Here is a 23,232-nt window from a genome sequence, read left to right on the forward strand (position 1 = left end):
AACTGAAAATTTCACCACAAAAGATTAAACAAGTTCATCTTATAATTTATGTAAAGATTAAAAAAAATCAACATTTTAACTTTTTTCAGTTTTAATATGATTTTATTCAATCTTAATCTGCATAAAAATTATATCCAATAGATATAAAATGATTAAATTTACGTCAATAATCAGCCAAAAATCATTGGCAAACAAAACAGCACAAAAAAACTTGTATGAATAAAAAAAGTGCCACGATATATGATATTTCAAAGAAGCTTAATGTAAGTGTGGCCACTGTTTCGAGAGCTCTGAATGATCATCCCAGAATAAGTGAGGCAACAAAAGATTTGGTACGGAAAACGGCCAAAGAAATGAATTATAAACAAAATAATCTTGCCAAAGCTTTAAAAAGCGGTGAAACTAAAAACGTGGGAATCATCGTTCCTTTCGTGAATACAAACTTCTTTTCCTCCGTCATCCGCGGAATTGAGGAAGAACTTTCTCCGTTTGGTTATCATGTGATTATCTGCCAAAGCCATGAAGACGTCAATATTGAAAAAAGACACCTCAATACCCTGCTGAATGCTCAGGTTGACGGGATTTTCATGTCGGTTTCAAAAACGACAATTGATACAGAACACATTCAGAATATTTTAGATACAACCAATACGCCTATCATCTTTTTTGACCGTAAAAAGGACATTCCCGGCATTAGTACAGTGACGATTGATGACTATCGCGGCGGTTATATGGCGACCGAACATCTCATTAAGGAAGGTTATAAAAACATCTGTCATTTTTCAGGCGACCTGAATCTTGAGATCTACCAGAATCGTCTGAATGGCTATAAACAGGCTTTAATTGACCATAATTTACCAGTAAAAGAAGAAAACATCATCACGACCGGAAGTTCGATTGATGCAGGAATAGAAGCTATTAAAACACTTTGGGATAAAAAATCGATTCCCGATGCCATCTTTTCGTCCAGTGATTTTGCGGCGTTGGGAGCCTGCCAGGAATTGAAAAAGCGTAAAATAAAAATACCTCAGGAAGTAGCTGTTATCGGCTTTTCCAACGAACCTTTCACCCAATTTATGGAGCTTCCGATGAGTTCTGTAGACCAGACTCCCGTTACGATGGGAAAAATGGCAGGACAAGTATTTTTGGAAGGTATAAAAGAAAGTGGTTCCGGTGTTTCTACGGAGAAGAAAGTGGTTTTGACGCCGGAGATTTATATTAGAAAGTCTTCAAAAAGGAAATGATTTTCTTTTGTCTTGAAACAAAAAGAAACAAAAATTCAAGACTTGGAAACTTACGCTAAAAATTAAAATTTAATCTAAAATTTCCAAAACTTGTAGGAATTGAACGTCTAGTTTGTCATTCTGACGAAGGAAGAATCTGGGTTTATTTTTAGATTAAGTTTTGGCTAAAGCCGACCATTACTCATCATAATAAAAAACGGGCTAAAGCCCGTTTCTATTGATTTGAATTTATTTTATTGATATAAATTATTAATATTAATGTCTCAATTAATTATTTCTGTCCTCTTTTCTTATAATTCGTAAGGTAAATTCCTTTTTGTGAATCTTTTGAAAAATTGGTTCCAAATTCCCAAAACTCACGGGCATTGGCTCTGGCTTTTTCATTGGTGAAATGCTCATATTCAATCCTGTAAATAGAACTGAACAGGCGCGAACGGCCGACACCGTGGTGACAATGGATAAGGACAGGATAGTTTTTGGGATCATCCATAATTTTCAAAAACTTCTGTACCGTGCTGTCTTCAGGGATCTGATCGGTGGGTAAATTAAAATAATGAAGTCCGGCAATTTTGTCTGCAGCAAATTCTTCGTCATTCACTTGCTTTTTGGTCTCCGGATTCAGTTTGGTTTGTACCAGTCCGTCACGCAGATCAATAACGGTTTTTATTTTGTGATCGCTGACAAAACTGGCCAGCTTTTCCGGCGGAACAGCACCTGAATTGTACACTTTATTTTCTGAGATCGTCACCAGATTATAACGCATTTTTTTCTGATAAAAAACAAATGCCAGAACTAAGGCTGCAACGACAAACAATGAAATTAATATTACTTTTACCATATTACTTTTCAACTTAGCTTGATAAAATTTTCAATACTGCGAAGCTACAATCTTTTTTCAGAGAAAGAAATAAAAATGTTTGATTTTACTTATTGACACATTAATAGTTCTGGAATTAATACATAAAAGAAAATGCTCCCTAACAATGTAGAAAGCATTTTCAACCCTAATATTATATATAATTAAAACAATAATTATAAACTTACGCCCCTTCTCCAAGGGATAAAATCATTTTGATTCAGTAGGTCGGCTTTGGTTTTCACCTCTCCGCTTGCTACTTTTATAATGTATTCTAACAGTTCATCGGCAGCTTCCGGAATGGTTTGATCTCCGCTAATCACCGTTCCTGCATTAAAATCGATGATATCCGACATTTTTTCTGCTAAAACCGTGTTGGAAGAAATCTTCACTACCGGAGAAATAGGATTTCCCATCGGCGTTCCCAGACCTGTTGTAAAAAGTACAACTGTTGCACCTGAACCTACCAATGCGGTTGTACATTCGGCATCATTTCCGGGAGTACACAGAAGATTAAGTCCTGGTTTTGTAGCATATTCTGTAAAGTCGAGCACTTCTACAATTGGTGCTGCACCGCCTTTCTTGGCAGCTCCTGCAGATTTCATGGCATCGGTAATTAAACCATCTTTGATATTTCCGGGAGACGGATTCATGTCAAAACCTGATCCTGCCGCCACAACAGATTTTTCAAAATCCTGCATTAGTTTTAGGAATTTTACACCGTCTTCATCATTGATACAACGGTTGACCAACTCCTGCTCTACTCCACACAATTCAGGAAATTCGGCAAGCATGGTTGTTCCTCCAACTGCCGCCATAATGTCGGAAACCTCACCTAAAACAGGGTTTGCAGAAATGCCTGAGAAACCATCTGAACCGCCACATTCTAACCCAATGTTCAGTTTTGTGATGGGTGCCGGTTTTCTTTCTATCTCATTGGCTTTTTTAATTCCCTCGTAGGAATCTTTGATTACGCCTGTCAGCATTTCATCGATCGTTCCCGATTTTTGTTGTTCGTAAACGACAATCGGTTTTTTATTATTTGGAGCCAAAGCATGAAGCGCATCCATAAAGATCTGCACCTGAAGATTCTGGCAGCCTAAACTTAGAACCGTTGCTCCTGCAACATTCGGATTATTCACGTATCCTGCAAACAATCTTCCCAATGCTTCGGCATCCTGACGAATTCCGCCACAACCACCTTGGTGGGTGATAAATCTTACATCAATATTTTTAAATATTCTTGTATCTTCTTCCTCTTCCACCGCAACATCCGAAGTTTCGCCACCATTTAATAATGATCTTAATAACAATTGATGTTTGCTGGCTTTTTCGTGCAATAATTCTCTTTCAAAAATATCTTTAAGCGTTTCAATATTCTTGTTTTCACAGAATACCAAAGGAAAGAAAAGCCAGACGTTTTCGGTTCCCACTTGTCCGTCTTCACGGTGATAGCCCATGAAAGTACGGTCTTTCCATTTATCAACATTCGGTGGAGTCCAGCCCAGAGTAGCGGTTTTTCCTTCTACTTTTGCGCTTTGGTGTTTTACATTTTCAGTCGTAATGACTTCACCTTTTCTTATCGTTTGATTTGCTTTTCCAACGATTACGCCATACATGATAATATGGTCGCCATCTTCAAAATCTACGGCAGCGAATTTGTGTTTTGCCTTCGTATCCTTTATGATTTCATACGTAAGATCGCCCAAAGTAACAGTTTCCCCCTGCGCCAAATCAACCAGCGCGACCACTACATTATCTTTGGGATTTACTTTCAGTACTTTCTTTTGCATAATTTTTTTTAAGAATAAAATTGTATAAAGTTGTGATATGCAGTTTCGATATCATTATGGTCAATTTCCCATAAAGCCTTTGCTACTGCATCTTTCAAACCATTAACCTTTGTAAGGTCTGTGTCCCAGAAAGTGGTTTCGCTTAACGCCAATTCTGCTACTTTTTCATAATCTTCGGTTGCCCAGATTTCTTTGAATCTCGCAATGATCGCTTCTTCATCATTTATCGGAAGGACTTTCTCTCCAAAACTTCCTTGATAGAATCTGATTAAACTTGCCAAGGAGAAGGTTAAATTAAGCGGTAATCTTTGGTTAATTTCAACATATTTTAACAAACTTGGAAGAATTCTTACTTTAAATTTAGAAACAAAATACAAAGCGATACTCGCCTGATAATGTTTAATAAAAGGATTTCTGAATCTGTCAAACACTTCTTCTGCAAAATCTTTCAATTCAGTTTCATCTAAACCTAATGTAGGATTTACTTCATTAAAAATGGTTTCACTTAAAAATTTACCAATAAATACATCATCAATAGATTCTTTTACCGTTTCTTTTCCTGACAACATTGCCGGAGCCAACATCAATGTATGACCACCATTCAAAATTCTTACTTTTCTTAAACGATAGGGTTGAATATCATCTACAACCAAAATCTGTTCGTCAATTGTATCGAAAGGAATTCTTTCATTTAAATTTCCAGCTTCCTGAATGACAAAAAGTAAGAACGTTTCAGAGACAACCATCATTTGATCTTCATAATCCAGCTGATCTTCATAGGTCTGCACATCATCTTTCGGGTATCCCGGAACAATCCTGTCTACCAACGTGTTATGAAAATAATTATTTTGTTCAATCCATTGCATAAAGTTAGAATCTAAATTCCAAAGTTGGGCATATTTTAAGATAATTTCTTTTAAAGCAAAAGCATTGTCCTCGATCAATTCACAAGGGATAATTCTCAATCCTTTGTCCGCAGCTCCATTGAAATGCTTGAATCTTTCATGCAATAAAACCGTTAGTTTCGCAGGAAAATTCTTGTGCGGACCAGCGTAATTATTTTCTGATTCGTCGTAAGCAATTCCTGTTTCTGTTGTATTAGAAAAGATAAATTCTAATTCTTCTTCTTTCGCCAACGCCAAGAATTCATCGTAATTTGTATAAGGATTGATCGACTTCTGAATCGCAGAAATCACCTGTTTTGTATCAATGATCTCCCCTTTTTTGATTCCTCTTGAAAAAAGGGTGTACAAGTTGTCCTGCTCTTCCAATTTGTGAACCGAACCTCCCGGAGTCGGCTGAACGTTGACAATTCCTGCATTGAATCCTGCTTCTTTATTTAATTTATCAATCACATAATCTGTGAATCCTCTCATGAAATTTCCACCTCCAAACTGTACAATTTTAATGGGAAGTTTTTCCTGAGAACCGATTAATTCACGATTTAATTTTTGTTTTATCTGATTTTCCATCTTTCTAATTGATGATTTTATTTTTAACGCAAAAGGCGCAAAATTTTCTTTTAATCAAACCTTGAAGGTTTAGACTGGATATATTTATTTACTTATCACTTTATATTTTGGAACCAATGATTTCATCACAACCCATGCTATCAGGTATGCAACGGCACATATTGAAAAAATGATCATGTAACCTTTATCAATTCCGTCTGAAACTACTGCTCCGGACTTTTCCAATTGCTCAAAAAATCCTTCCGGTAAACGTTCGTTGATGTATTGAGGATATTTTTCAAGCAAAGGTATTCCGTCAACGGTTGTCCAGGCTTTGTGAGCATGATCAAACAATAATCCTGATGATTTATTGATTAAAAATGAACCGATTCCTCCTGCCATTCCGCCAATTCCTGTGATGGTAGCGATGGCTTTTTTTGGGAACATATCGCCGACTGTCGAGAAAATATTTGCCGACCACGCCTGGTGCGCGGCTCCTGCAATTCCGATAATCAACACCGGAATCCAATACGTAATCGTACCTAAAGGTTGTGCTAAAAGCGCTAACAAAGGGAAAAATGCGAAAATTAACATCGCTTTCATTCTTCCTGTATAAGCGTTCATTCCTTTCTTTTCAACAAAATATTTGGGAAGCCATCCTCCGATGATCGACAATAAAGTGATCATATAAAGGACGAACAAAGGAAATGCACTTTGCGTGGAATCCATTTTGTAAACCGAACTTAAATACGCCGGTGTCCAGAATAAAAAGAACCACCAAACACCATCTGTCATAAATTTTCCGAAGGCAAAAGCCCACGTCTGTCTGTAGCTGAAACATTCTCTGAACGTGAATTTCTTTTCCGGAATACTTGTATCTTCTTTTGGCGCATCGTCCTGATCCTGATTAATGTACGTAAGCTCATGTTCGTTAACTTTATGATGCAAATGAGGTTTTTTGTAATAAAATACCCAAAGTCCCATCCATAAAAATCCTAAAGCACCAATAATGATAAATGCCCATTCCCAACCCATTGATTTTGCAATGAAAGGAATCGTAATTGGTGCTGCCAAAGCTCCCACTGTAGCTCCTGCATTCCAGATACTGGTAGAAAATGCTCTGTCTTTTTTAGGAAAATATTCTGCCGTAGTTTTGATCGCTGCCGGGAAATTTCCCGCTTCACCGATGGCCAGTACAAAACGTGCAAAAATGAACAATGTCACACTCGTGCTGATGATCGCTGAAGTGTCGGAAACTGTTGAAATCAGTTCTTTAGATCCGTTAAAACCAGCCAGCCAGTTTCCCGTAAGGATTCCTGATGTTGCAATTCCGCAAAAAGCGTGTAAAACCGCACCGACAGACCAAATCCCGATTGCCCAAAGAAACCCTTTTTTGGTATCCAGCCAATCCACGAATTTTCCGGCAAAAAGCATCCCGATCGCATAGAAAATAGAGAATAATGCAGTGATATTTCCGTAATCATTATTGTTCCAGTGAAATTCCGGAGCGATAAAATCTTTCCACGTCAAAGATAAAACCTGACGATCAAGATAATTGATCGTAGTCGCAATGAACAGCAAGAAGCATATCGTCCATCTGAAGGTGCTCGGTTTAGGAGACTTAACTGAACTCATATTTATTTTAGAATTAGTTTGTTTTTTAATAATGATATTTGTTTTTAATGCAAAGCCCGCGAAGATTTTCTTTTTAAAATTTGATGTATATTTTTAAGTTCACAGAGGCATTTCACTCAACTAAGACCACAAAGTGTTTTAGTTATTTAAACATCATTATTTTAAAGTCTGGATAATTTCCAGTACTTTTTTGGTTTCGTTTTCTATAGTTAAATAATCTTTAGCAAGCATCAATTCCTTGCTTACCAATTTACTTCCCATTCCCACTGCTGAAACACCGGCTTTGAACCAGCTTTCAATGCTTTCTTTTGTTGTATCTACTCCACCGGTCGGCATGAATTTCAGATTTGGGAAAACATCTTTAATGGCACTCATAAATCCGGTTCCTAAAGCATTTCCCGGAAATAATTTAACGAAAGTTACCCCTGAGTTTTCAGCTTCAATAATCTCTGTCGGAGTCATGCAACCCGGGCTATACAGCAAGTCTTTCGGAATTAAAAATTCTGCAACTTCCGCCACAAAACCCGGACTGATAAAGAAATCTGCACCCACTTTATAATATTCTTCAGCTTGTTGTACATTCTTTATTGTTCCGATTCCCAAAAGCATTTCCGGCATTTCCGCATTGCGGATTTCTACCATTTTCGTAAAATTACTCAATGCTGCTTCACCACGGCTTGTATATTCTACTGCGCGGATTCCGGCTTTATAAAGTGCTCTCAATATTTCTAAAGTTACTGTTTCATCAGCGTTATAATACAGAGGTAAAACCCCTTGGTTAGTGATAGTATTGGTAACTGATTGAATTTTTGTCATTTTGTTTAATTATCTTGTTTAAAAATAATTTTTGATGGAATTAAATCCATCCTTTAGTATGCTGTACTTGCAAGACTTTTTTTAATCTTTGTTTTTAACGCAAAGAGCGCAAAGATTTTCTTTTTAAAAACTTGATGTATATTTTTAAGTTCGCAAAGGCGTTTCACTTAAATAAGATAACAAAGTTTTTATTTTAATTCTAAACAAATAGCTAAAAGCTAAAGGCCAATTATCTTTTTATTCTTCCTCCTGAATCTCCGTTCATTACTTCCAGAATATCTTCTACACTGCAGTAATTAATGTCTCCCGGAATTGTATGTTTGATCGCGCAGGCTGCGTTGGCAAATTTCAATGCTTTTTCATCATCAAAATTGATTAAGCCATAAATCAAACCTGCTGCAAAAGCATCCCCCGTTCCAATTCGGTCGACTACAGGATTCACTTCCAAAAGTTCCGTTTCAAAATAATTATCTTCTACCAAAGCTCTTCCCTGCGTTTGCTGAGAACTTGCTGTAACGCCGATTCTTATTTTGTCGAAAATCTTATGAATAGAAGGAATTTGTTGTTTTAATTCTTTACAGGCTTCGATAAAACCTTCTTTATCCGATGAAAACTGAGTTCCGAGAATTTCATTGATTTCATTTACACCACCAATGAAAATCGTTGAATATGAAACCAATTCTTTCAAAACTTCATTCCCATTTTTGCCGTATTTCCAGAGGTTGGAACGGTAAGCCGGATCAGTAGTCACTTCAATTCCCAGTTCACGGGCTGTTTGTAAACCTTTTTTTAAACTTTCATAAGCCGATTCTGAAATTCCGGGGCTGATGCCTGTCCAGTGGAAATATTGGCAGCCCTCAAGGGCTTTTTTCCAGTCAATTTGTTCGGATTTAATATTCGCAAAAGAACCGTTCAATCTGTTGTAAGCAATTCTGCTGGCGCGAACTGATGAACCCACCTCCAAAAAGTACAATCCAAGAGGATGATCATTTTTGTTGATAAAAGTTGTATCGATTCCAAAACTTTTGATGAAAGAAACCGCCGATTCACCTACGAAATCATCAGAAACACTGCTGATATGTCTCACGTCACAACCCATTGTTGCCAACGAAGATGCTACATTAAGCTCTGTTCCGCCGAAAAAGAATTCCATTTCGTGGCTTTGCTTCATGGTTCTGTTTCCGGGTGGCGAAAGTCGCATGATGACTTCTCCGAAAGTGACTATTTTGTTGCTCATTTTTTAATTTAAATAAACTTTTCTCTATTTTTAATTCTGATATTACTTGTTGGAAATCGCAAAGGCGCGAGGTTTTTAATTTTAACACTTCTTTAAGGCTCAAAGCACTTCGACAGGCTCAGTGTGACATTCCTAATACTAATTGTTAGTTACCCTTCTATTAATTTAATCCTTTAGTGAGCTTGTCGAACTATTGAATCGTAAAATTTTATCCTAGATAAAATCCTTGCGCCTTTGTGATTTCCAACTTTAAAAACTCTTATTAAAAATCAAAATAATTTTTAGCATTATGATAACAAATATCGGAAATTGTTTTACCAATCAGCTCAATATCATCAGGTAATTCACCGTTTTTCATTTCTTCGCCGAAAAGATTACACAATACTCTTCTGAAATATTCGTGTCTCGGGTACGAAAGGAAACTTCGGGAATCCGTCAACATTCCAACGAAACAGCTAATCAATCCCATGTTCGAAAGGGCATTCATCTGCTTGATCATTCCGTCTTTCTGGTCAAGGAACCACCATCCTGAGCCGAACTGTACTTTTCCTTTGATGCTGCCATCGTTGAAATTCCCGATCATTGTGGCGAAAATCTCATTATCGGCAGGATTTAAATTATATAAAATGGTCTTTGTTAATTTATCTTTTCCGTCTAAAGCATTCAATAATTTAGACAGAGTTTCAGCCTGAACGAAGTCACCGATAGAATCCCAACCCGTATCAGGGCCTAGAATTCTGTGCATTCTTTCGTTATTATTTCTCAATGCTCCCAAGTGGAACTGCTGAACCCAACCAAATTTATGGTAAGCTTCACCTAAGAATAATAAAATAGCTGTTTTAAACTGATTTACCTGCTTTTCGGCGATTACTTTTCCTGCAATTTTGTCATTGAAAATAGCACTAACTTCAGCTTCTGTGAATTCTTCAAAAGAAATATTATTCAATCCGTGGTCGCACAATCTGCATCCGTTTTCGTGGAAATATTCAATTCTTTTGATTAAAGCATCGCACAAAGTCTGGTAAGAATTAATTTCAATTCCGGCTGATTCGCCTAATTTTGAAATATAATCTGCAAAATTGTGGTTTTCAATCAAAATTGCTTTATCAGGACGGAAAGCTGTACTTACTTTAATAGAGAAGTCACTTTTCGCCAAATCCTGATGGTAATTCAATAGATCTGTAGGATCTTCTGTTGTGCACAGAGATTCTACATTCATCATTTTTAATAAACCTCTTGTCGATTTTTCAGGAGTCTGAAGCTGAGCGGTGATGTTTTCGTAAATTTCTGATGCGTTGTCTGCATTTAATAATTCATCAATTCCGAAATATCTTTTTAATTCTAAATGTGTCCAGTGGTACAAAGGATTTCTCAAAGTATAAGGAACTGTTTTTGCCCAAGCTTCAAATTTTTCTTTATCTGAAGCATCTCCCGTGATGAATTTTTCGTTCACACCCATGGTACGCATCGCTCTCCATTTGTAATGGTCGCCTGCAATCCAAACCTTTGAGATATTTTCGAAAACAGTGTCTTCGGCAATATCTTTGGGAATCAAATGATTATGATAATCAATGATCGGTTGCTTTTCTGCATACTTGAAATATAATTCTTCGGCGTATTTATTTTGTAATAAAAATTGATCTGTAATAAAAGGTTTCATTCTAATCTAATTCTGTTGTTATTCATTAGCAGGTTTTCCGATGGTCGCTAAAATTCCTCCATCAACATAAATAATTTGTCCATTGATGAATCTGCTTGCGTCCGAAGCAAGGAAAATAGCCGTTCCAGCAAGATCTTCTGGGTTCCCCCATCTTCCTTCCGGAGTTCTGCTGATGATAAAATCGTTGAAAGGATGCCCATCCACTCGGATTGGCTCTGTCTGAGAAGTTGCAAAATATCCGGGACCTATTCCGTTCACCTGAATATTGTGTTTTGCCCATTCTGTCGCCAGATTTTTGGTAAGCATTTTCAGTCCGCCTTTTGCAGAAGCGTAAGCGACTACATTGTCACGACCCAGCTCACTCATCATTGAGCAGATGTTGATGATCTTTCCGGATTTTCTTTTGATCATATGTTTGCCGATTAATTTCGACATGATAAAAGGTCCCGTAAGATCTACATCGATTACTTTTCTAAAGTCTTCCACCTCCATATCAATCGCCGGAATACGTTTGATGATTCCTGCGTTGTTGACAAGGATGTCTATTTTTCCATGGGTAGCTTCCATCAAAGCTACTTTCTGAGCGGCTTCCAGCTCGTCTGTAACGTCAAAAATATATCCGGTTGCTTTGTATCCTTTTGAATGATAATAGTTTAAAGCTTCCTCTAATTTTGACGGGGTTGTACTTGTGATCGCCAGTTCAGCACCTGCTGCGGCAAGACCTTCTGCCATTGCCATTCCTAATCCGTGAGTACCGCCCGTTACAACGGCTACTTTACCGGATAAATCAAATAAATTCATTGGAAAAATTACTTTAGTTCGTTTGTTTTGATACCGTCCATATCGCCATAGTCCATATTTTCTCCGGCCATACCCCAGATAAAAGTATAATTTGAAGTTCCGACTCCTGAGTGGATAGACCATTCCGGAGATAAAACCGCTTGTCTGTTGGTCATAAAAATATGTCGGGTTTCATGAGGCTGCCCCATAAAATGACTTACCGTCTGCCCTTCTTCCAGATCGAAATAGAAATAAGCTTCCATTCTTCTGGTGTGCGTATGCGCAGGCATTGTATTCCAAACGCTTCCGGGCTGAAGCTCTGTCATTCCCATTTGTAACTGACAGGTTTCAAGAACAGAATTGACAATCAGTTTATTGATCGTACGTTTGTTGGCATATTTTTCTTCACCCAATTCTACAATCTCGGCTTCGTTTTTCGTGATTTTCTTAGTCGGATAGGTATGATGCGCCGGAGCTGAATTAATGTAAAAATAAGGTTGTGCATCACCTGACTTTTCAAAAACTATTTCTTTAGCTCCTTTTCCGATGTATAACGCTTCTTTGTTTCCAAGTTCGTATACTTCACCATCTACCGTTATTTTTCCGGCACCTCCTACGTTGATGATTCCCAGCTCTCTTCTGTCAAGAAAATGCTGAGCTTTCAGATCGTCTGTCGGTTCCAGTTTCAAAGCTTGTGTTGAAGGCATAATACCTCCTACAATAAGCCTGTCGTACATAGAATAGACTAATTTTACCTTATCTTCATTAAATAAATCATGGATTAGAAACTCCCTCCTAAGATCTTCAGTGGTATACTTCTTTACATCTTCGGGATGATGGGCGTAACGAAATTCTGATTGTGTCATACTACTTTATACTTTTTCTTTTTGCGGTTTTATCAAAACCTGTTAAACAATGCGTAATCGATTGCATAAAATTACACTAAAATTTTGTAGAAATACTTGTGGTATAAATATATCATTATTCTTCAATTAGTTAACAAAAAATTAATTTTAATTTACAAAAAACTGATTTACAAATAAATAAAATTAAAATTTATGACAAAATCGAATAAATTTTAAAGAAAAACCATTTTAAAAATTAACCAAAAATTAACCTTGCCTTCTTATTTAAAATAAAATTATGCCAAAAGAAAATAGCAAAATACGGAATACAATATTGATAATAATAATCCTATTTCCGTTCAATATATAATAGATAATAAGTTTAAACCTTATCAACTTAAAAAAATCATTAAATATTCAAGATTAAAAAGATGACAAAAATCAGGAATAAGATTAAAATTTTGTTTCTGAGTATCAATTTTGGGAATTTTTTAAGCTAAAAATCCGGCAGATTTTAACCAAATTTTAAGTTTTTAAATCTTAAATAAGAGAGAAATTTATATTTTTTTAAACTTTATTATAAAATATTAAAATAAAATTAAATTATTGATTATTAACTATTTAATTCAACCTAACTAACAAATGTTTTGTAAATTTTAATAACCTAAACAATCAAATTAATGAAAAAATAACTTTTTTTTCTTTGCGTATTGGAAAATAATATTAGTTTAGAAGCCAAGATATTTTTTATGAAAAATTACGCAATCGATTGCACTCTAAAATGCGTAAAGAATTTTAGAAGATATTGACCACTAAAAATCCGTAGAATACTTACAAAATCCACAAAAAAACAAAAATGATTGAAAAAAAACTTTCAACCAAAATTAAAACTATAAGGATACAAAATGGATAAAAAAGTACAATCAATAAAGTGGTTATATTTAACTTTCTTTTTACTTCCTGTCCTTGCAATGGCTCAAGAAACAGAAACCAAAAAAGACAAAGAAACCAATATCGACGAAGTGGTTTTGGTAGGCTATAACAAGGTTTCTAAAAAAGATGTTACCAACGCAGTATCATCTGTAAAAGGAGAAGCATTAAAGGATATGCCGGTAAACTCTGCGGCCGAGGCCATCCAGGGAAGACTTGCCGGTGTACAGGTTCAGTCGAGTGAAGGAAAGCCAGGGGGTGATATAGATATCACAATCCGTGGCGGAACGTCTATCACCGGAAGCAACGCCCCACTCTACATCGTAGACGGAATACAGATGGATAATGCCATGAGCATTCTTTCTCCAAAGGAAATAGAATCTATCGAAGTTTTGAAAGACGCTTCCTCCACGTCTATCTACGGTTCCAGAGGAGCAAACGGTGTTGTTTTGATCACCACAAAAAGCGGACGCAAAAAAGCTGTAACAACCATTAACTATAACGGTTTTACAGGGGTAAGAAAAATCATGAATACCCTTCCTGTGCTCGACCCTTACGAGTTTGTGATGTACCAGTACGAATTATACAAAAAGAACGGTATACAAACTGATATTGATGCTTTCGATCAAAGATACGGAAGTACGTTTCAGGAATTGGACAAGTACAAAACCATTCAGAAAAGAGACTGGCAGGATGAGCTTTTTGGGAAAGAAGCATTCAACTTTACCCATAACCTTTCTGTAAATGGCGGCTCCGACAAATCTGCTTTTGCTTTTACTTTAAATCATGTAGATGAAGACGGGATTATGCTTGGCTCCGGCTTTAAAAGAAGCATGGCCAATTTTAAGTATGATTATGACATCAGCAAAAAGCTTAAATTCGGAGTCAATGCAAGATACGGAAGATCATTAACGACCGGCGTGGGAACTTCCAGCACGGGATCACAAAGCAACAACAGGCTCAGAAACTCGGTAAGATACCAGCCTTTTGAGGGCGGATCCAATGTTCCGATCGATGAGTTTGACCCTAGTTATGCCACCAATACCAATCTTGTAAATCCACTTATTTTAAATGATAATGAGGTAAGAGATAACAGAATCAATGACTTGTTATTGAATGCATACATTAATTATAACATCACGAAAGATCTGACATTCCGAAGTGTTGTAGGATATGTACAAAGAGATATTTCTACCAACCAGTTTTGGGGAACAGTAACAGCTCAGGCAAGAGCCAATGCCGATATGCCGATTGTGCAGCTCGACAGATCTCAGACCAGAAGAATTACCAATACCAATACTTTAAATTATACCAAAAAATTCGGTCAGCACAAACTTGATATTCTATTAGGCCAGGAAATCGTACAGACAGACGGAGAATCCAGCAATACGTATGTAAAATGGTTCCCGAAATCAATACTTCCGGAAGAAGCCTTTGCCAATATAGGTGCCGCTACCCCACCTGCAGGATTGATACAGGATGCGCCAAGAACTGCAGTTTTGGCTCCGGATCGTTTGGCATCGTTCTTCGGACGTGTAAATTATATTTTTGCTAATAAATATATCGTTACAGCTTCCGTAAGAGCCGACGGATCCAACGTTTTTATGAAAGGAAACCAATGGGGATATTTCCCTGCCGCTTCCTTAGCCTGGAAACTTAAAGAAGAAAAATTCCTTAAAGATGTTAACTGGCTTGATGAATTAAAGCTTCGTGTAGGATACGGTCTTTCGGGAAATAACAGGATTACTTCTTACCTATGGGCTAATTTTTATAATATTAATGCCAATAACGGATATGTTTTCGGAACTTCTGTTACACCGGGAGCAGCAGTATCTACCACTCAGGCAAATCCTGATGTGAAATGGGAAGCCACCGTTTCTAAAAATGCAGGTATAGATTTTGAGTTTTTCAATGGCAGGCTTTATGGTAGCGCAGATGCCTATATTACAGATACCAAAGATCTTTTGGTTTTGGCTAAAGTGCCTTTCCCGGGCTATTCAAACCAGTTTCAGAACTCAGGTAAGACAAGAAACAAAGGTCTTGAATTTACCGTGGGAGGTGTCGTTGTAAACAAAGAAAACTTTACCTGGAAGATGGATGCCAATATTTCTACCAATAAAAATACGATCCTAAGTCTTGGAAGCAGCGTACGACAAGGGGTAGATTCTTATCTTGTACAGTCAGGAGGAATCGGAGGTTTTGACTTTATTGCTAAAGTTGGAAGCCCTGTAGGAACCTATTACGGATATGTAACCGAAGGAAGATACGAAATTGGAGATTTTAATTATAATCCTACCACTCAGGTATATACTTTAAAAGCAGGCGTACCAAGCAGCAGTGCTATTGCATTGGGAGCTAAAGCCGTACAGCCGGGAGATCTTAAATTAAAAGACCTTAATGGTGACGGACAAATCACCGACGCCGACAGAACAGAGCTCGGAAGCGCTCAGCCAAAGTTCTACGGAGGGTTTAATCAGACATTCAGATATAGAAATTTTGATATGAGCCTGTTCTTCAATTTCTCTGTCGGAAACAAAGTATACAACGCCAATAAAATCGAAAATACCACTCAATACCTTTACAGAGACAACAACATGGCTGCAGAAGTGGCCGATCGTTGGAGATGGTTTGACAGCAACGGAGTGAAAGTAAATGATCCTACAGCATTGGCCGCATTAAACGCCAATACAACAATGTGGACTCCACCTACAGGTCAGTATATTCTCCATTCTTACGGTATTGAAGATGGATCTTTTTTAAGATTAAATAATGTTACCATCGGTTATACACTTCCAAAAGGTTCTTTAGAAATGATCGGTGTGAAAAACTTCAGATTATATGCAACGGTAAACAACCTGTTTGTCATTACCGGGTACTCAGGCTACGATCCGGAAGCCAGTACAAGAAGAAACCCTCTGACTCCGGGAGTAGACTATGCAGCTTATCCGAGAAGCCGATTCTTTGTAACAGGAGTAGATATCACTTTCTAAAAAATTAAACATGAAAAAGAACAAATCAATATTTATTATAACTTGTCTGGCAGGAGCCTTATTTTTCACTTCCTGCAGCGATTTCCTGAATCCGGAAAACCTTTCAAGTATTTCAGAAGCACAGCAGTTTGACAGCACAGCAGATACATTTTCAGCGTTAGTGGGTGTTTATTCCCAGCTTGGAGGTGATGACGGGTACGGACAACGATTATCATTAATTATTCCTCAATCCGGAGATGATTTCAGAACTTCAGGAAGTTACAACTGTAACGACAGAAGAGGGGTTGCCACTTTTGGTGCATGTCCTACCAATACAGAATTAAATAATCCTTTTGCTAAATTATACACAGGAATTGAAAGAGCCAATCTTGTGATCAAAAATATTCCTTTGTCACCTGTTTACCAGAATGGTACGGTAGATGATAAAAAATTAATGGACAGATATTTAGGAGAAGCACTGACTCTCAGAGCACAATATTATTACGAACTGATCAGAAACTGGGGCGATGTACCTTTCTACCTTGTTCCTGCATCTGATGTTACCGAACAAAATCAGCCTAAGACAGACCGTGATGTCATCTACGAACAGATCATTGAAGATTTAGCAAAAGCTTCAGCGCTGGTTCCCTGGAGATCAGAAGGCGGAACCACAAGCAACAGGATTTCCAAAGGTGCCATAAAAGGTCTTAGAGCAAGAATAGCTTTGGCAAGAGCCGGGTGGTCTTTGAGAAGAAGTCCGCAGGTAATGGCACAGGGATCAAATCCTACAAAATATTATCAGATTGCTTATGATGAGTGTAAAGATATTATGGATCACAGTGGTGAACATTCATTAAATCCTAGCTACGAAAACGTTTTCAGAGCTTTGCACTCCAATTCTCAGGATGCAACCAATGAAGTTATCTTCGCAGTCGGAGCATTCGGAGGGGGTACCAGAACCGACTCTAAAATAGGATATTACAACGGTCTTAAGCATGATGACAACTCCAACTGGAAAGGTGGCGGCGGTATCAATGCTTTACCAATCTATTTCTACGAATTTACCAAATATGATCTAAGAAGAGACATGAACGTTGGTATTTTTAAAATCAACAACTCCAATCAGGCAGAACTCGTGGCTTCCAACTCATGGACGGATTCTAAATACAGAAAATCATGGACGAATATCACAGGACCTTCACAAACCCTTGCCGTTGACTGGCCATTATTAAGACTTTCCGACGTCATGCTGATGTTTGCAGAGGCAGATAACGAACTTCACGGAGGGCCTTCTCAGGAAGCCATCAATGCGGTAAGAGCTGTAAGAAGCAGGGCTTATGCAGGAAATTTAGGGCAAATAGGAACCATTCCTACGGATAAAGTCGGGTTCTTCAATTATATCGTTAAAGAAAGATTGCTTGAGCTTGGTTCCGAAGGCATCAGAAAATATGACCTGATCAGATGGAATCTTATTGCTTCAAAAATTGCAGAAACAAAGCAGAAACTTACAGATTTCATCAATGGTGTGGGTGCTTATGCCAATGTTCCTTCTGATATTTACTACAAAAATTCGGTGTACGATCCTACAAAAACGGCTCAGCAAAATGTGAGCGCAATAGACGTTTATACCATCGGATCAGATAAGTCAGAGGTATTTTATTTGCCTACACAATCGGCTACCATTCCGGCAGGTTACAAGAAAATTGCATGGAGATCCGGCATATTGCCAACGTATGTAAATGATCCTTCTGCGGGATATGCTCAATATTTTGAACCCAACAAAAGAGAATTATTACCGATTTATTTCGAGTTTATTCAGAATAATCCTGCTCTTACACAAGATTATGGATATTAGATAAAAAATTTCACATTCATATCAAAGAAATACAGGCTTTCTCCCTCACAAGAGAAGTCTGTATTTTAACTCAAAAATTTTTCAATGAAAACTTTCACTTTTATTAAAAATTTAAAATTATTTTCAATCTTATCGATGCTATGGATAAGTCTTCTTTCTTTTAAAACTAATGATAGAATAATCGTGGTTTCAAAAGACGGAAAAGGCAATTTCACCACCGTACAGCAAGCCATCGACGCCGTTGAAAACGGTTCTTCTACAAGAACGAAAATTTTTATTAAATCAGGAATTTACAAAGAAAAAATTACCGTTCCCGAAACTAAAGGTGCCATTCTAATGGAAGGTGAAAATCCTGAAAATACGATGATCACTTACGATGATTTTGCTTCAAAAAAGAACTCAGAAGGAAAAGATATCGGAACAACGAACTCTTCGACGATTTTTATTTACTCAAATGATTTTACGGCAAAAAATATTTCGTTTGAAAACAGTTCAGGAAGAGTCGGTCAAGCCGTTGCCGTTTTGACCTCCGGCGACAGGATCGCTTTTGAAAACTGCAGATTCCTGGGAAATCAGGATACTTTATATTTAAAAGGAGCGCAAGACCTTACCGATAAGACAAAACCTTCAAGAAATTATTTCAAAAACTGCTACATCGAAGGTACAACAGACTATATTTTCGGAGCCGGAACCGCCGTTTTCGAAAACTGTACGATTTACTCCAAAGAAACTGCAAGCTACATCACAGCCGCTTCTACCCCACAGGAAAACGAGTTCGGATTTGTTTTTATTAATTCTAAAATTACCGGAAACGCAAAGGAAAATTCAGTGTATTTAGGAAGACCCTGGAGGCCTTTTGCCAAAACCGTTTACATCGACTGTGAAATGAATGCAGCCATAAAAACTGAAGGATGGCACAACTGGAACAAGCCCGACGCAGAAAAGACAACTTTCTACGCAGAATCCAATTCCAAAGGTGTAGGAGCCAACAGTTCTAAACGGGTTTCATGGTCGTATCAATTAACCCAAGAAGAAAGAAAAAAATACACAAAAAACACCATTTTAAAAGGAAAAGACCACTGGAACGTGACCAAACTTTTTTAATAATTTTAAATCTAAATTTCAAAAACGCCAAATAATTTTCAATCATGAAAAAACGCTTCACCAGACTGTTCACAATAGCCATCCTATGCGGAATTTCCACATGGGCGGATGCTCAGAACGTCTTGAGTTTCCCGGGTGCTGAAGGCTTCGGAAGATACACAACGGGCGGTCGTGGTGGAAAGGTATTTTTCGTGACAAAACTGGCGGATGACGGTTCGGAAGGAACTTTAAGATATGCTTTAGACCAAAAAGGTGCGCGGTATATTGTTTTTAAAACCGGGGGAACCATCTATCTGGAATCTCCGTTAAGAATAAAAGAAGGCGACGTCACCATTGCCGGACAAACCGCTCCCGGAGACGGAATTACCGTTGCCAATTACGAAACTTTTGTTGCGGCAGATAATGTGGTAATACGGTACATGCGCTTCAGAATGGGTGATCAGAAAAAATTTGAAGGGGATGCTTTTGGAGCAAGATTTATTAAAAATTTAATGGTGGATCACTGCTCGATGAGCTGGTCTACGGACGAAACGGTTTCCATTTACGTTAATGAAAATACCACGCTTCAATGGTGCATCATTGCAGAAAGTCTGAGAAATTCTGCCCATCAGAAAGGCGCTCACGGATATGGCGGTATTGCAGGCGGAAAATTTGCTTCTTTTCATCATAATATGTATGCGCATCACGACAGCAGAAACCCAAGGTTGGGAGAATATGCGGGAAGTAAATTTGCCCTCACCGACCTCACCGATTTCAGGAATAATGTGATTTACAATTGGGGTCACAACAATATCTACGGTGGTGAAGGAATGAATGCAAATATTGTGAATAATTACTACAAACCGGGTCCTGCAACCACGATCAGAAACAGAATTGTTGCCATCGATAAAAATGAAAAACCTGAAACAGAAGTATACAACATCTGGGGAAAATATTACGTTAATGGAAATGTTGTGGAAGGAAGCCCGGAAGTGACAAAAGATAACTGGGCAAAAGGTGTTTTTGCACAAATGAAACCGTCTTACCATTTGACGGAAAAAGATAAAAATTCCATAAAAATCAACCAGCCGCATGATATTCAGAATAATGTAAAAACGCAGTCTCCGAAAGAAGCTTACGAGAAAATTTTGCAGCTTGGAGGGGCAAGTCTGGTGAGAGATGCCGTGGATCTGCATGTGTTGAGAGATGTTCAAAACGGAAGTTTCACTTACAAAGGCTCAAAAGGAAGCATCAACGGAATCATCGATTCTCAACAGGATGTCGGCGGATTTCCAAATTTAAAAACAGGAAAACCTCTCCCCGATTCAGACAACGATGGGATGCCTGATCAATGGGAAATTAAAAATAAATTAAATCCAAAAACAGCAAATGCAAACGGAAGAGACTTAGATAAAAACTATGATAATATTGAGGTGTATTTTAATGATCTTGTTAAAAAAATAACCGAAAAGCAAAACCACTAACCATGAAAATTCTTTGTTAAAAATCGGCTATACAATGAAAAATAATATGAAATTCAATTTGTTTAAAATATTAATTGCAGGAGTATTTGTTACTTCAAATTTTTCAGCACAAACTTCTGTTATTGAAAAAATTAAAAAAAATCCTAAAGCACCCTTTTCGTATGCAGAACTTTCTGTAAAAGAAGGCGGCCAATGGGAAGGCAACAAATATGTTGGCGGAACCTTCAAAAATGTGCAGGAACTTACCCTTCCTTCCGAGCATACCGATCATTCTTACGATATCAGGTATGAAGGTATTGGCCTGGAAAACAACCAGATTGGCTACAGACTATACCTGGATTGGAGAAATGCGACGGATATTTTCGGTAAAAAAGTAAACACCCTGGTTTTACCCGAAGTCGGACAAGACGGCTTCGAGTCTTACCATCACGATGCGCCTTGGGGACAGGATATTTTGAATTCCGGGCGTACGATCGGTATCGGTTCTTACGGAAGATATGATGAGCAGAATGATTTTGTTGAAACTTTTAAAATCGTAAAAAATACGGCTGTAAAAATAGTCAATGAAAAAGACCAGTCGTATGCAACCATAGACTACAAAGGCTGGAAAACGTGGGGAGATGCGGTAGATCTGCAATCCAGACTGACGATTTTCAATAAAGACCGTTTTGTAAAAGTTGATTTAAATCTAAATACTGCTTTTTCAGGATTATGCACCGGGATTGTTGCCATTAAAAATATTCCGTTTAAACAAGGAATCAGTAAAAATAAAAAATGGGGATACATTGCCACTTACGGACAGCAGACTTTAGCAAAAAAAGAAGATAATCTGGGAATGGCAGTCTTCTACCCTCTTGAAATTTTTGATAAATATGTAAAAACAAAATCCACTCACACCGTAGTTTTTAAGAAAACGAAGAGTGTTTCCTATTACTTTCTTGGAGCATGGTCTCAGGAACCCAATGGTCTGACGACAGAAGAAGCTTTCTATCAGGACTTGGATAAAAAACTGGATATTTTAGATAAAAATAATCAACTTTAAAGTTTAAAATCATGAATTTCATTAACAACAATATAAAAGCATACACTTTTGCAATTTTAGGATCAGGAATGTTCCTGGCTTGTGCTCAAACAAAATCCGCAGCAACTTCAAAACCGGCAACCGAAATTTCAAAATCCGGAAAAGTAGTTCCCGTTAATTTAAAATGGTCGGAAAGAATGATGCTTTCGGAAATGCACCGCTTCCCCGAATCCTGGATGCTCGATTTCAGCAAAAGCCCGAAATGGACGTATCCATCAGCAATCGTTTTAGACGGCGCCGAGAAATTATATGAAAAAACGGGCAAGAAAGAATACTATGATTACGTCAGCAGTTTTGGCGAAAAATTAATTCAGGAAGATGGCACCATTCTTACCTATGAACTTGACAAATATAATATCGACCTACTCAATAGCGGAAATGTTCTTCTTTACCTTTATGAAAAAGAGAAAAAGGAAAAATATCTAAAAGCTTTGAAAATGCTTCGTTCGCAAATAGATGGACAGCCGAGAACATCAGAGGGCGGTTTTTGGCATAAAAAAATCTATCCTTACCAAATGTGGCTGGATGGCTTGTACATGGGACAGCCGTTTTATGCTCACTACACCAAAGATTTTGCAATAGGTGAAGAAGCAGCAAAAGCTTATAATGATGTTGTTTTACAGTTTGATTTGATTCAAAAACATTTGGTAGACAAAAAAACAGGTTTACTGTATCACGCTTGGGACGAAAGCAAAGAACAAGCCTGGGCAAACAAAGAAACCGGAGTTTCACCCAATTTCTGGGGAAGAGCCATGGGCTGGTACGGAATGGCAATGGTAGATGTGCTGGATTATTTACCGAAAGACCATCCGGGAAGGGCAAAATTGATTTCTTACTTAAAATCATACACCGATGCCATCATTAAAGTTCAGGATAAAGAAAACGGACTTTGGTATCAGGTGCTGGATAAAGCCGGACAAAAAGGAAATTACACCGAAGCTACGGCATCGTCGATGTTTGTTTATACAATCATCAAGTCGGTGAACAATGGTTATCTTCCAAAATCTTATAAATCTTATGCTAAAAAAGGCTACGACGGAATCATTAAAAACTTAATTACAGTTGATGAAAACGGAGTGGTAAATTTAAATAAATGCTGTGCAGTAGCCGGTTTAGGAGGAAAACCTTACAGAGACGGTTCTTACGAGTATTACGTAAACGAGGAAATTCGCTCCAATGATGCAAAAGGAACGGGACCATTCATTTTGGCAAGTATAGAGTTTGAAAAGTAATACTTTAAACCATTAAGGATAATTAAGAAGTTAAGGTTAATTAAGAAAAATCAACTTGATTTTAAATAAACTTAAAGCAAAGCCAAACTTAACTTTTCTGAACTCCTTAAATTAATCTTAATGGTTAAAAAAATAAACATCATTATTAAAAGTCTTTGAAGTCTTGGCTAAGTGAAATCGAAGATTCGATTTAGTCAAACGCCTTTGCGAACGAAAAAATATACAATAAGCCAATAAAAAAATCTTTGCGCACTTTGCGTTAAAACAAATGAATTTGGATT

Annotated in this window: 16 protein-coding genes; 7 read left to right on the forward strand and 9 right to left on the reverse strand. The window is 37.5% G+C overall.

Annotated elements, in window-relative coordinates; genetic code table 11:
* Positions 1-215 precede the first annotated feature (215 nt).
* Positions 216-1,244 carry a LacI family DNA-binding transcriptional regulator gene (locus BMX24_RS07760; RefSeq protein WP_089791462.1) on the forward strand — a complete coding sequence of 343 codons (1,029 nt, stop codon included), beginning with the start codon at positions 216-218 and terminating at the stop codon, positions 1,242-1,244.
* Between the two features lie 271 nt (positions 1,245-1,515).
* Here the strand turns inward: BMX24_RS07760 and BMX24_RS07765 are convergent, their stop codons facing one another.
* From BMX24_RS07765 to kduI, 9 genes are all read right to left on the reverse strand, one after another.
* Complete coding sequence (locus BMX24_RS07765) at positions 1,516-2,082, reverse strand: dual specificity protein phosphatase family protein (RefSeq protein WP_089791463.1); 567 nt, start codon at positions 2,080-2,082, stop codon at positions 1,516-1,518.
* Between the two features lie 194 nt (positions 2,083-2,276).
* Entirely contained in the window at positions 2,277-3,893 is a 1,617-nt protein-coding gene (locus BMX24_RS07770; protein WP_089791464.1) for a UxaA family hydrolase, read from the reverse strand.
* An 8-nt stretch (positions 3,894-3,901) separates the two neighbouring features.
* The gene (locus BMX24_RS07775) at positions 3,902-5,365 is read right to left on the reverse strand and encodes a tagaturonate reductase (RefSeq protein WP_089791465.1); all 1,464 of its coding nucleotides are present in this window, start codon (positions 5,363-5,365) and stop codon (positions 3,902-3,904) included.
* An 84-nt stretch (positions 5,366-5,449) separates the two neighbouring features.
* Complete coding sequence (locus BMX24_RS07780; protein ID WP_089791466.1) at positions 5,450-6,979, reverse strand: MFS transporter; 1,530 nt, start codon at positions 6,977-6,979, stop codon at positions 5,450-5,452.
* 156 nt (positions 6,980-7,135) lie between these two features.
* The gene (locus tag BMX24_RS07785; protein ID WP_089791467.1) at positions 7,136-7,795 is read right to left on the reverse strand and encodes a beta/alpha barrel domain-containing protein; all 660 of its coding nucleotides are present in this window, start codon (positions 7,793-7,795) and stop codon (positions 7,136-7,138) included.
* Positions 7,796-8,024: 229 nt separating this feature from the next.
* The gene (locus tag BMX24_RS07790; RefSeq protein WP_089791468.1) at positions 8,025-9,032 is read right to left on the reverse strand and encodes a sugar kinase; all 1,008 of its coding nucleotides are present in this window, start codon (positions 9,030-9,032) and stop codon (positions 8,025-8,027) included.
* Between the two features lie 262 nt (positions 9,033-9,294).
* Positions 9,295-10,692: a glucuronate isomerase gene (gene uxaC / locus BMX24_RS07795; protein WP_089791469.1), complete on the reverse strand. Its 1,398-nt coding sequence runs from the start codon at positions 10,690-10,692 to the stop codon at positions 9,295-9,297.
* 18 nt (positions 10,693-10,710) lie between these two features.
* Positions 10,711-11,493: a gluconate 5-dehydrogenase gene (locus BMX24_RS07800; RefSeq protein ID WP_089791470.1), complete on the reverse strand. Its 783-nt coding sequence runs from the start codon at positions 11,491-11,493 to the stop codon at positions 10,711-10,713.
* An 8-nt stretch (positions 11,494-11,501) separates the two neighbouring features.
* Complete coding sequence (gene kduI / locus BMX24_RS07805; RefSeq protein ID WP_089791471.1) at positions 11,502-12,338, reverse strand: 5-dehydro-4-deoxy-D-glucuronate isomerase; 837 nt, start codon at positions 12,336-12,338, stop codon at positions 11,502-11,504.
* A gap of 884 nt (positions 12,339-13,222) precedes the next feature.
* On the opposite strand from kduI, the gene BMX24_RS07810 reads away from it, so the two are divergent.
* From BMX24_RS07810 to BMX24_RS07835, 6 genes are all read left to right on the forward strand, one after another.
* Positions 13,223-16,237: a SusC/RagA family TonB-linked outer membrane protein gene (locus tag BMX24_RS07810; protein ID WP_089791472.1), complete on the forward strand. Its 3,015-nt coding sequence runs from the start codon at positions 13,223-13,225 to the stop codon at positions 16,235-16,237.
* A gap of 10 nt (positions 16,238-16,247) precedes the next feature.
* Positions 16,248-18,071: a RagB/SusD family nutrient uptake outer membrane protein gene (locus tag BMX24_RS07815; RefSeq protein WP_089791473.1), complete on the forward strand. Its 1,824-nt coding sequence runs from the start codon at positions 16,248-16,250 to the stop codon at positions 18,069-18,071.
* A gap of 84 nt (positions 18,072-18,155) precedes the next feature.
* Entirely contained in the window at positions 18,156-19,175 is a 1,020-nt protein-coding gene (locus tag BMX24_RS07820) for a pectinesterase family protein (protein WP_089791474.1), read from the forward strand.
* A gap of 44 nt (positions 19,176-19,219) precedes the next feature.
* Positions 19,220-20,638, forward strand: coding sequence for a pectate lyase family protein (locus BMX24_RS07825; RefSeq protein ID WP_089791475.1), 1,419 nt, complete (start codon positions 19,220-19,222; stop codon positions 20,636-20,638).
* A 34-nt stretch (positions 20,639-20,672) separates the two neighbouring features.
* Positions 20,673-21,680 (forward strand): DUF4861 family protein, encoded by a 1,008-nt coding sequence (locus BMX24_RS07830; protein ID WP_228404727.1) that lies wholly within the window; start codon positions 20,673-20,675, stop codon positions 21,678-21,680.
* An 11-nt stretch (positions 21,681-21,691) separates the two neighbouring features.
* On the forward strand, positions 21,692-22,951 hold the full coding sequence (locus tag BMX24_RS07835) for a glycoside hydrolase family 88/105 protein (RefSeq protein ID WP_089791476.1): 1,260 nt from the start codon (positions 21,692-21,694) through the stop codon (positions 22,949-22,951).
* Positions 22,952-23,232: the final 281 nt, after the last annotated feature.

This window comes from Chryseobacterium wanjuense (assembly GCF_900111495.1).
Taxonomy (GTDB): domain Bacteria; phylum Bacteroidota; class Bacteroidia; order Flavobacteriales; family Weeksellaceae; genus Chryseobacterium; species Chryseobacterium wanjuense.

Bases quoted from the DNA above. Each gene is read 5' to 3' on its own strand.
- BMX24_RS07830 (WP_228404727.1), top strand. From the start codon at position 20,673: ATGAAAAATAATATGAAATTCAATTTGTTTAAAATATTAATTGCAGGA.
- BMX24_RS07775 (WP_089791465.1), bottom strand. From the start codon at position 5,365: ATGGAAAATCAGATAAAACAAAAATTAAATCGTGAATTAATCGGTTCT.
- BMX24_RS07810 (WP_089791472.1), top strand. From the start codon at position 13,223: ATGGATAAAAAAGTACAATCAATAAAGTGGTTATATTTAACTTTCTTT.
- BMX24_RS07780 (WP_089791466.1), bottom strand. From the start codon at position 6,979: ATGAGTTCAGTTAAGTCTCCTAAACCGAGCACCTTCAGATGGACGATA.
- BMX24_RS07785 (WP_089791467.1), bottom strand. From the start codon at position 7,795: ATGACAAAAATTCAATCAGTTACCAATACTATCACTAACCAAGGGGTT.
- BMX24_RS07820 (WP_089791474.1), top strand. From the start codon at position 18,156: ATGAAAACTTTCACTTTTATTAAAAATTTAAAATTATTTTCAATCTTA.
- BMX24_RS07825 (WP_089791475.1), top strand. From the start codon at position 19,220: ATGAAAAAACGCTTCACCAGACTGTTCACAATAGCCATCCTATGCGGA.
- BMX24_RS07790 (WP_089791468.1), bottom strand. From the start codon at position 9,032: ATGAGCAACAAAATAGTCACTTTCGGAGAAGTCATCATGCGACTTTCG.
- BMX24_RS07765 (WP_089791463.1), bottom strand. From the start codon at position 2,082: ATGGTAAAAGTAATATTAATTTCATTGTTTGTCGTTGCAGCCTTAGTT.
- BMX24_RS07770 (WP_089791464.1), bottom strand. From the start codon at position 3,893: ATGCAAAAGAAAGTACTGAAAGTAAATCCCAAAGATAATGTAGTGGTC.
- kduI (WP_089791471.1), bottom strand. From the start codon at position 12,338: ATGACACAATCAGAATTTCGTTACGCCCATCATCCCGAAGATGTAAAG.
- BMX24_RS07835 (WP_089791476.1), top strand. From the start codon at position 21,692: ATGAATTTCATTAACAACAATATAAAAGCATACACTTTTGCAATTTTA.
- BMX24_RS07800 (WP_089791470.1), bottom strand. From the start codon at position 11,493: ATGAATTTATTTGATTTATCCGGTAAAGTAGCCGTTGTAACGGGCGGT.
- BMX24_RS07760 (WP_089791462.1), top strand. From the start codon at position 216: ATGAATAAAAAAAGTGCCACGATATATGATATTTCAAAGAAGCTTAAT.
- BMX24_RS07815 (WP_089791473.1), top strand. From the start codon at position 16,248: ATGAAAAAGAACAAATCAATATTTATTATAACTTGTCTGGCAGGAGCC.
- uxaC (WP_089791469.1), bottom strand. From the start codon at position 10,692: ATGAAACCTTTTATTACAGATCAATTTTTATTACAAAATAAATACGCC.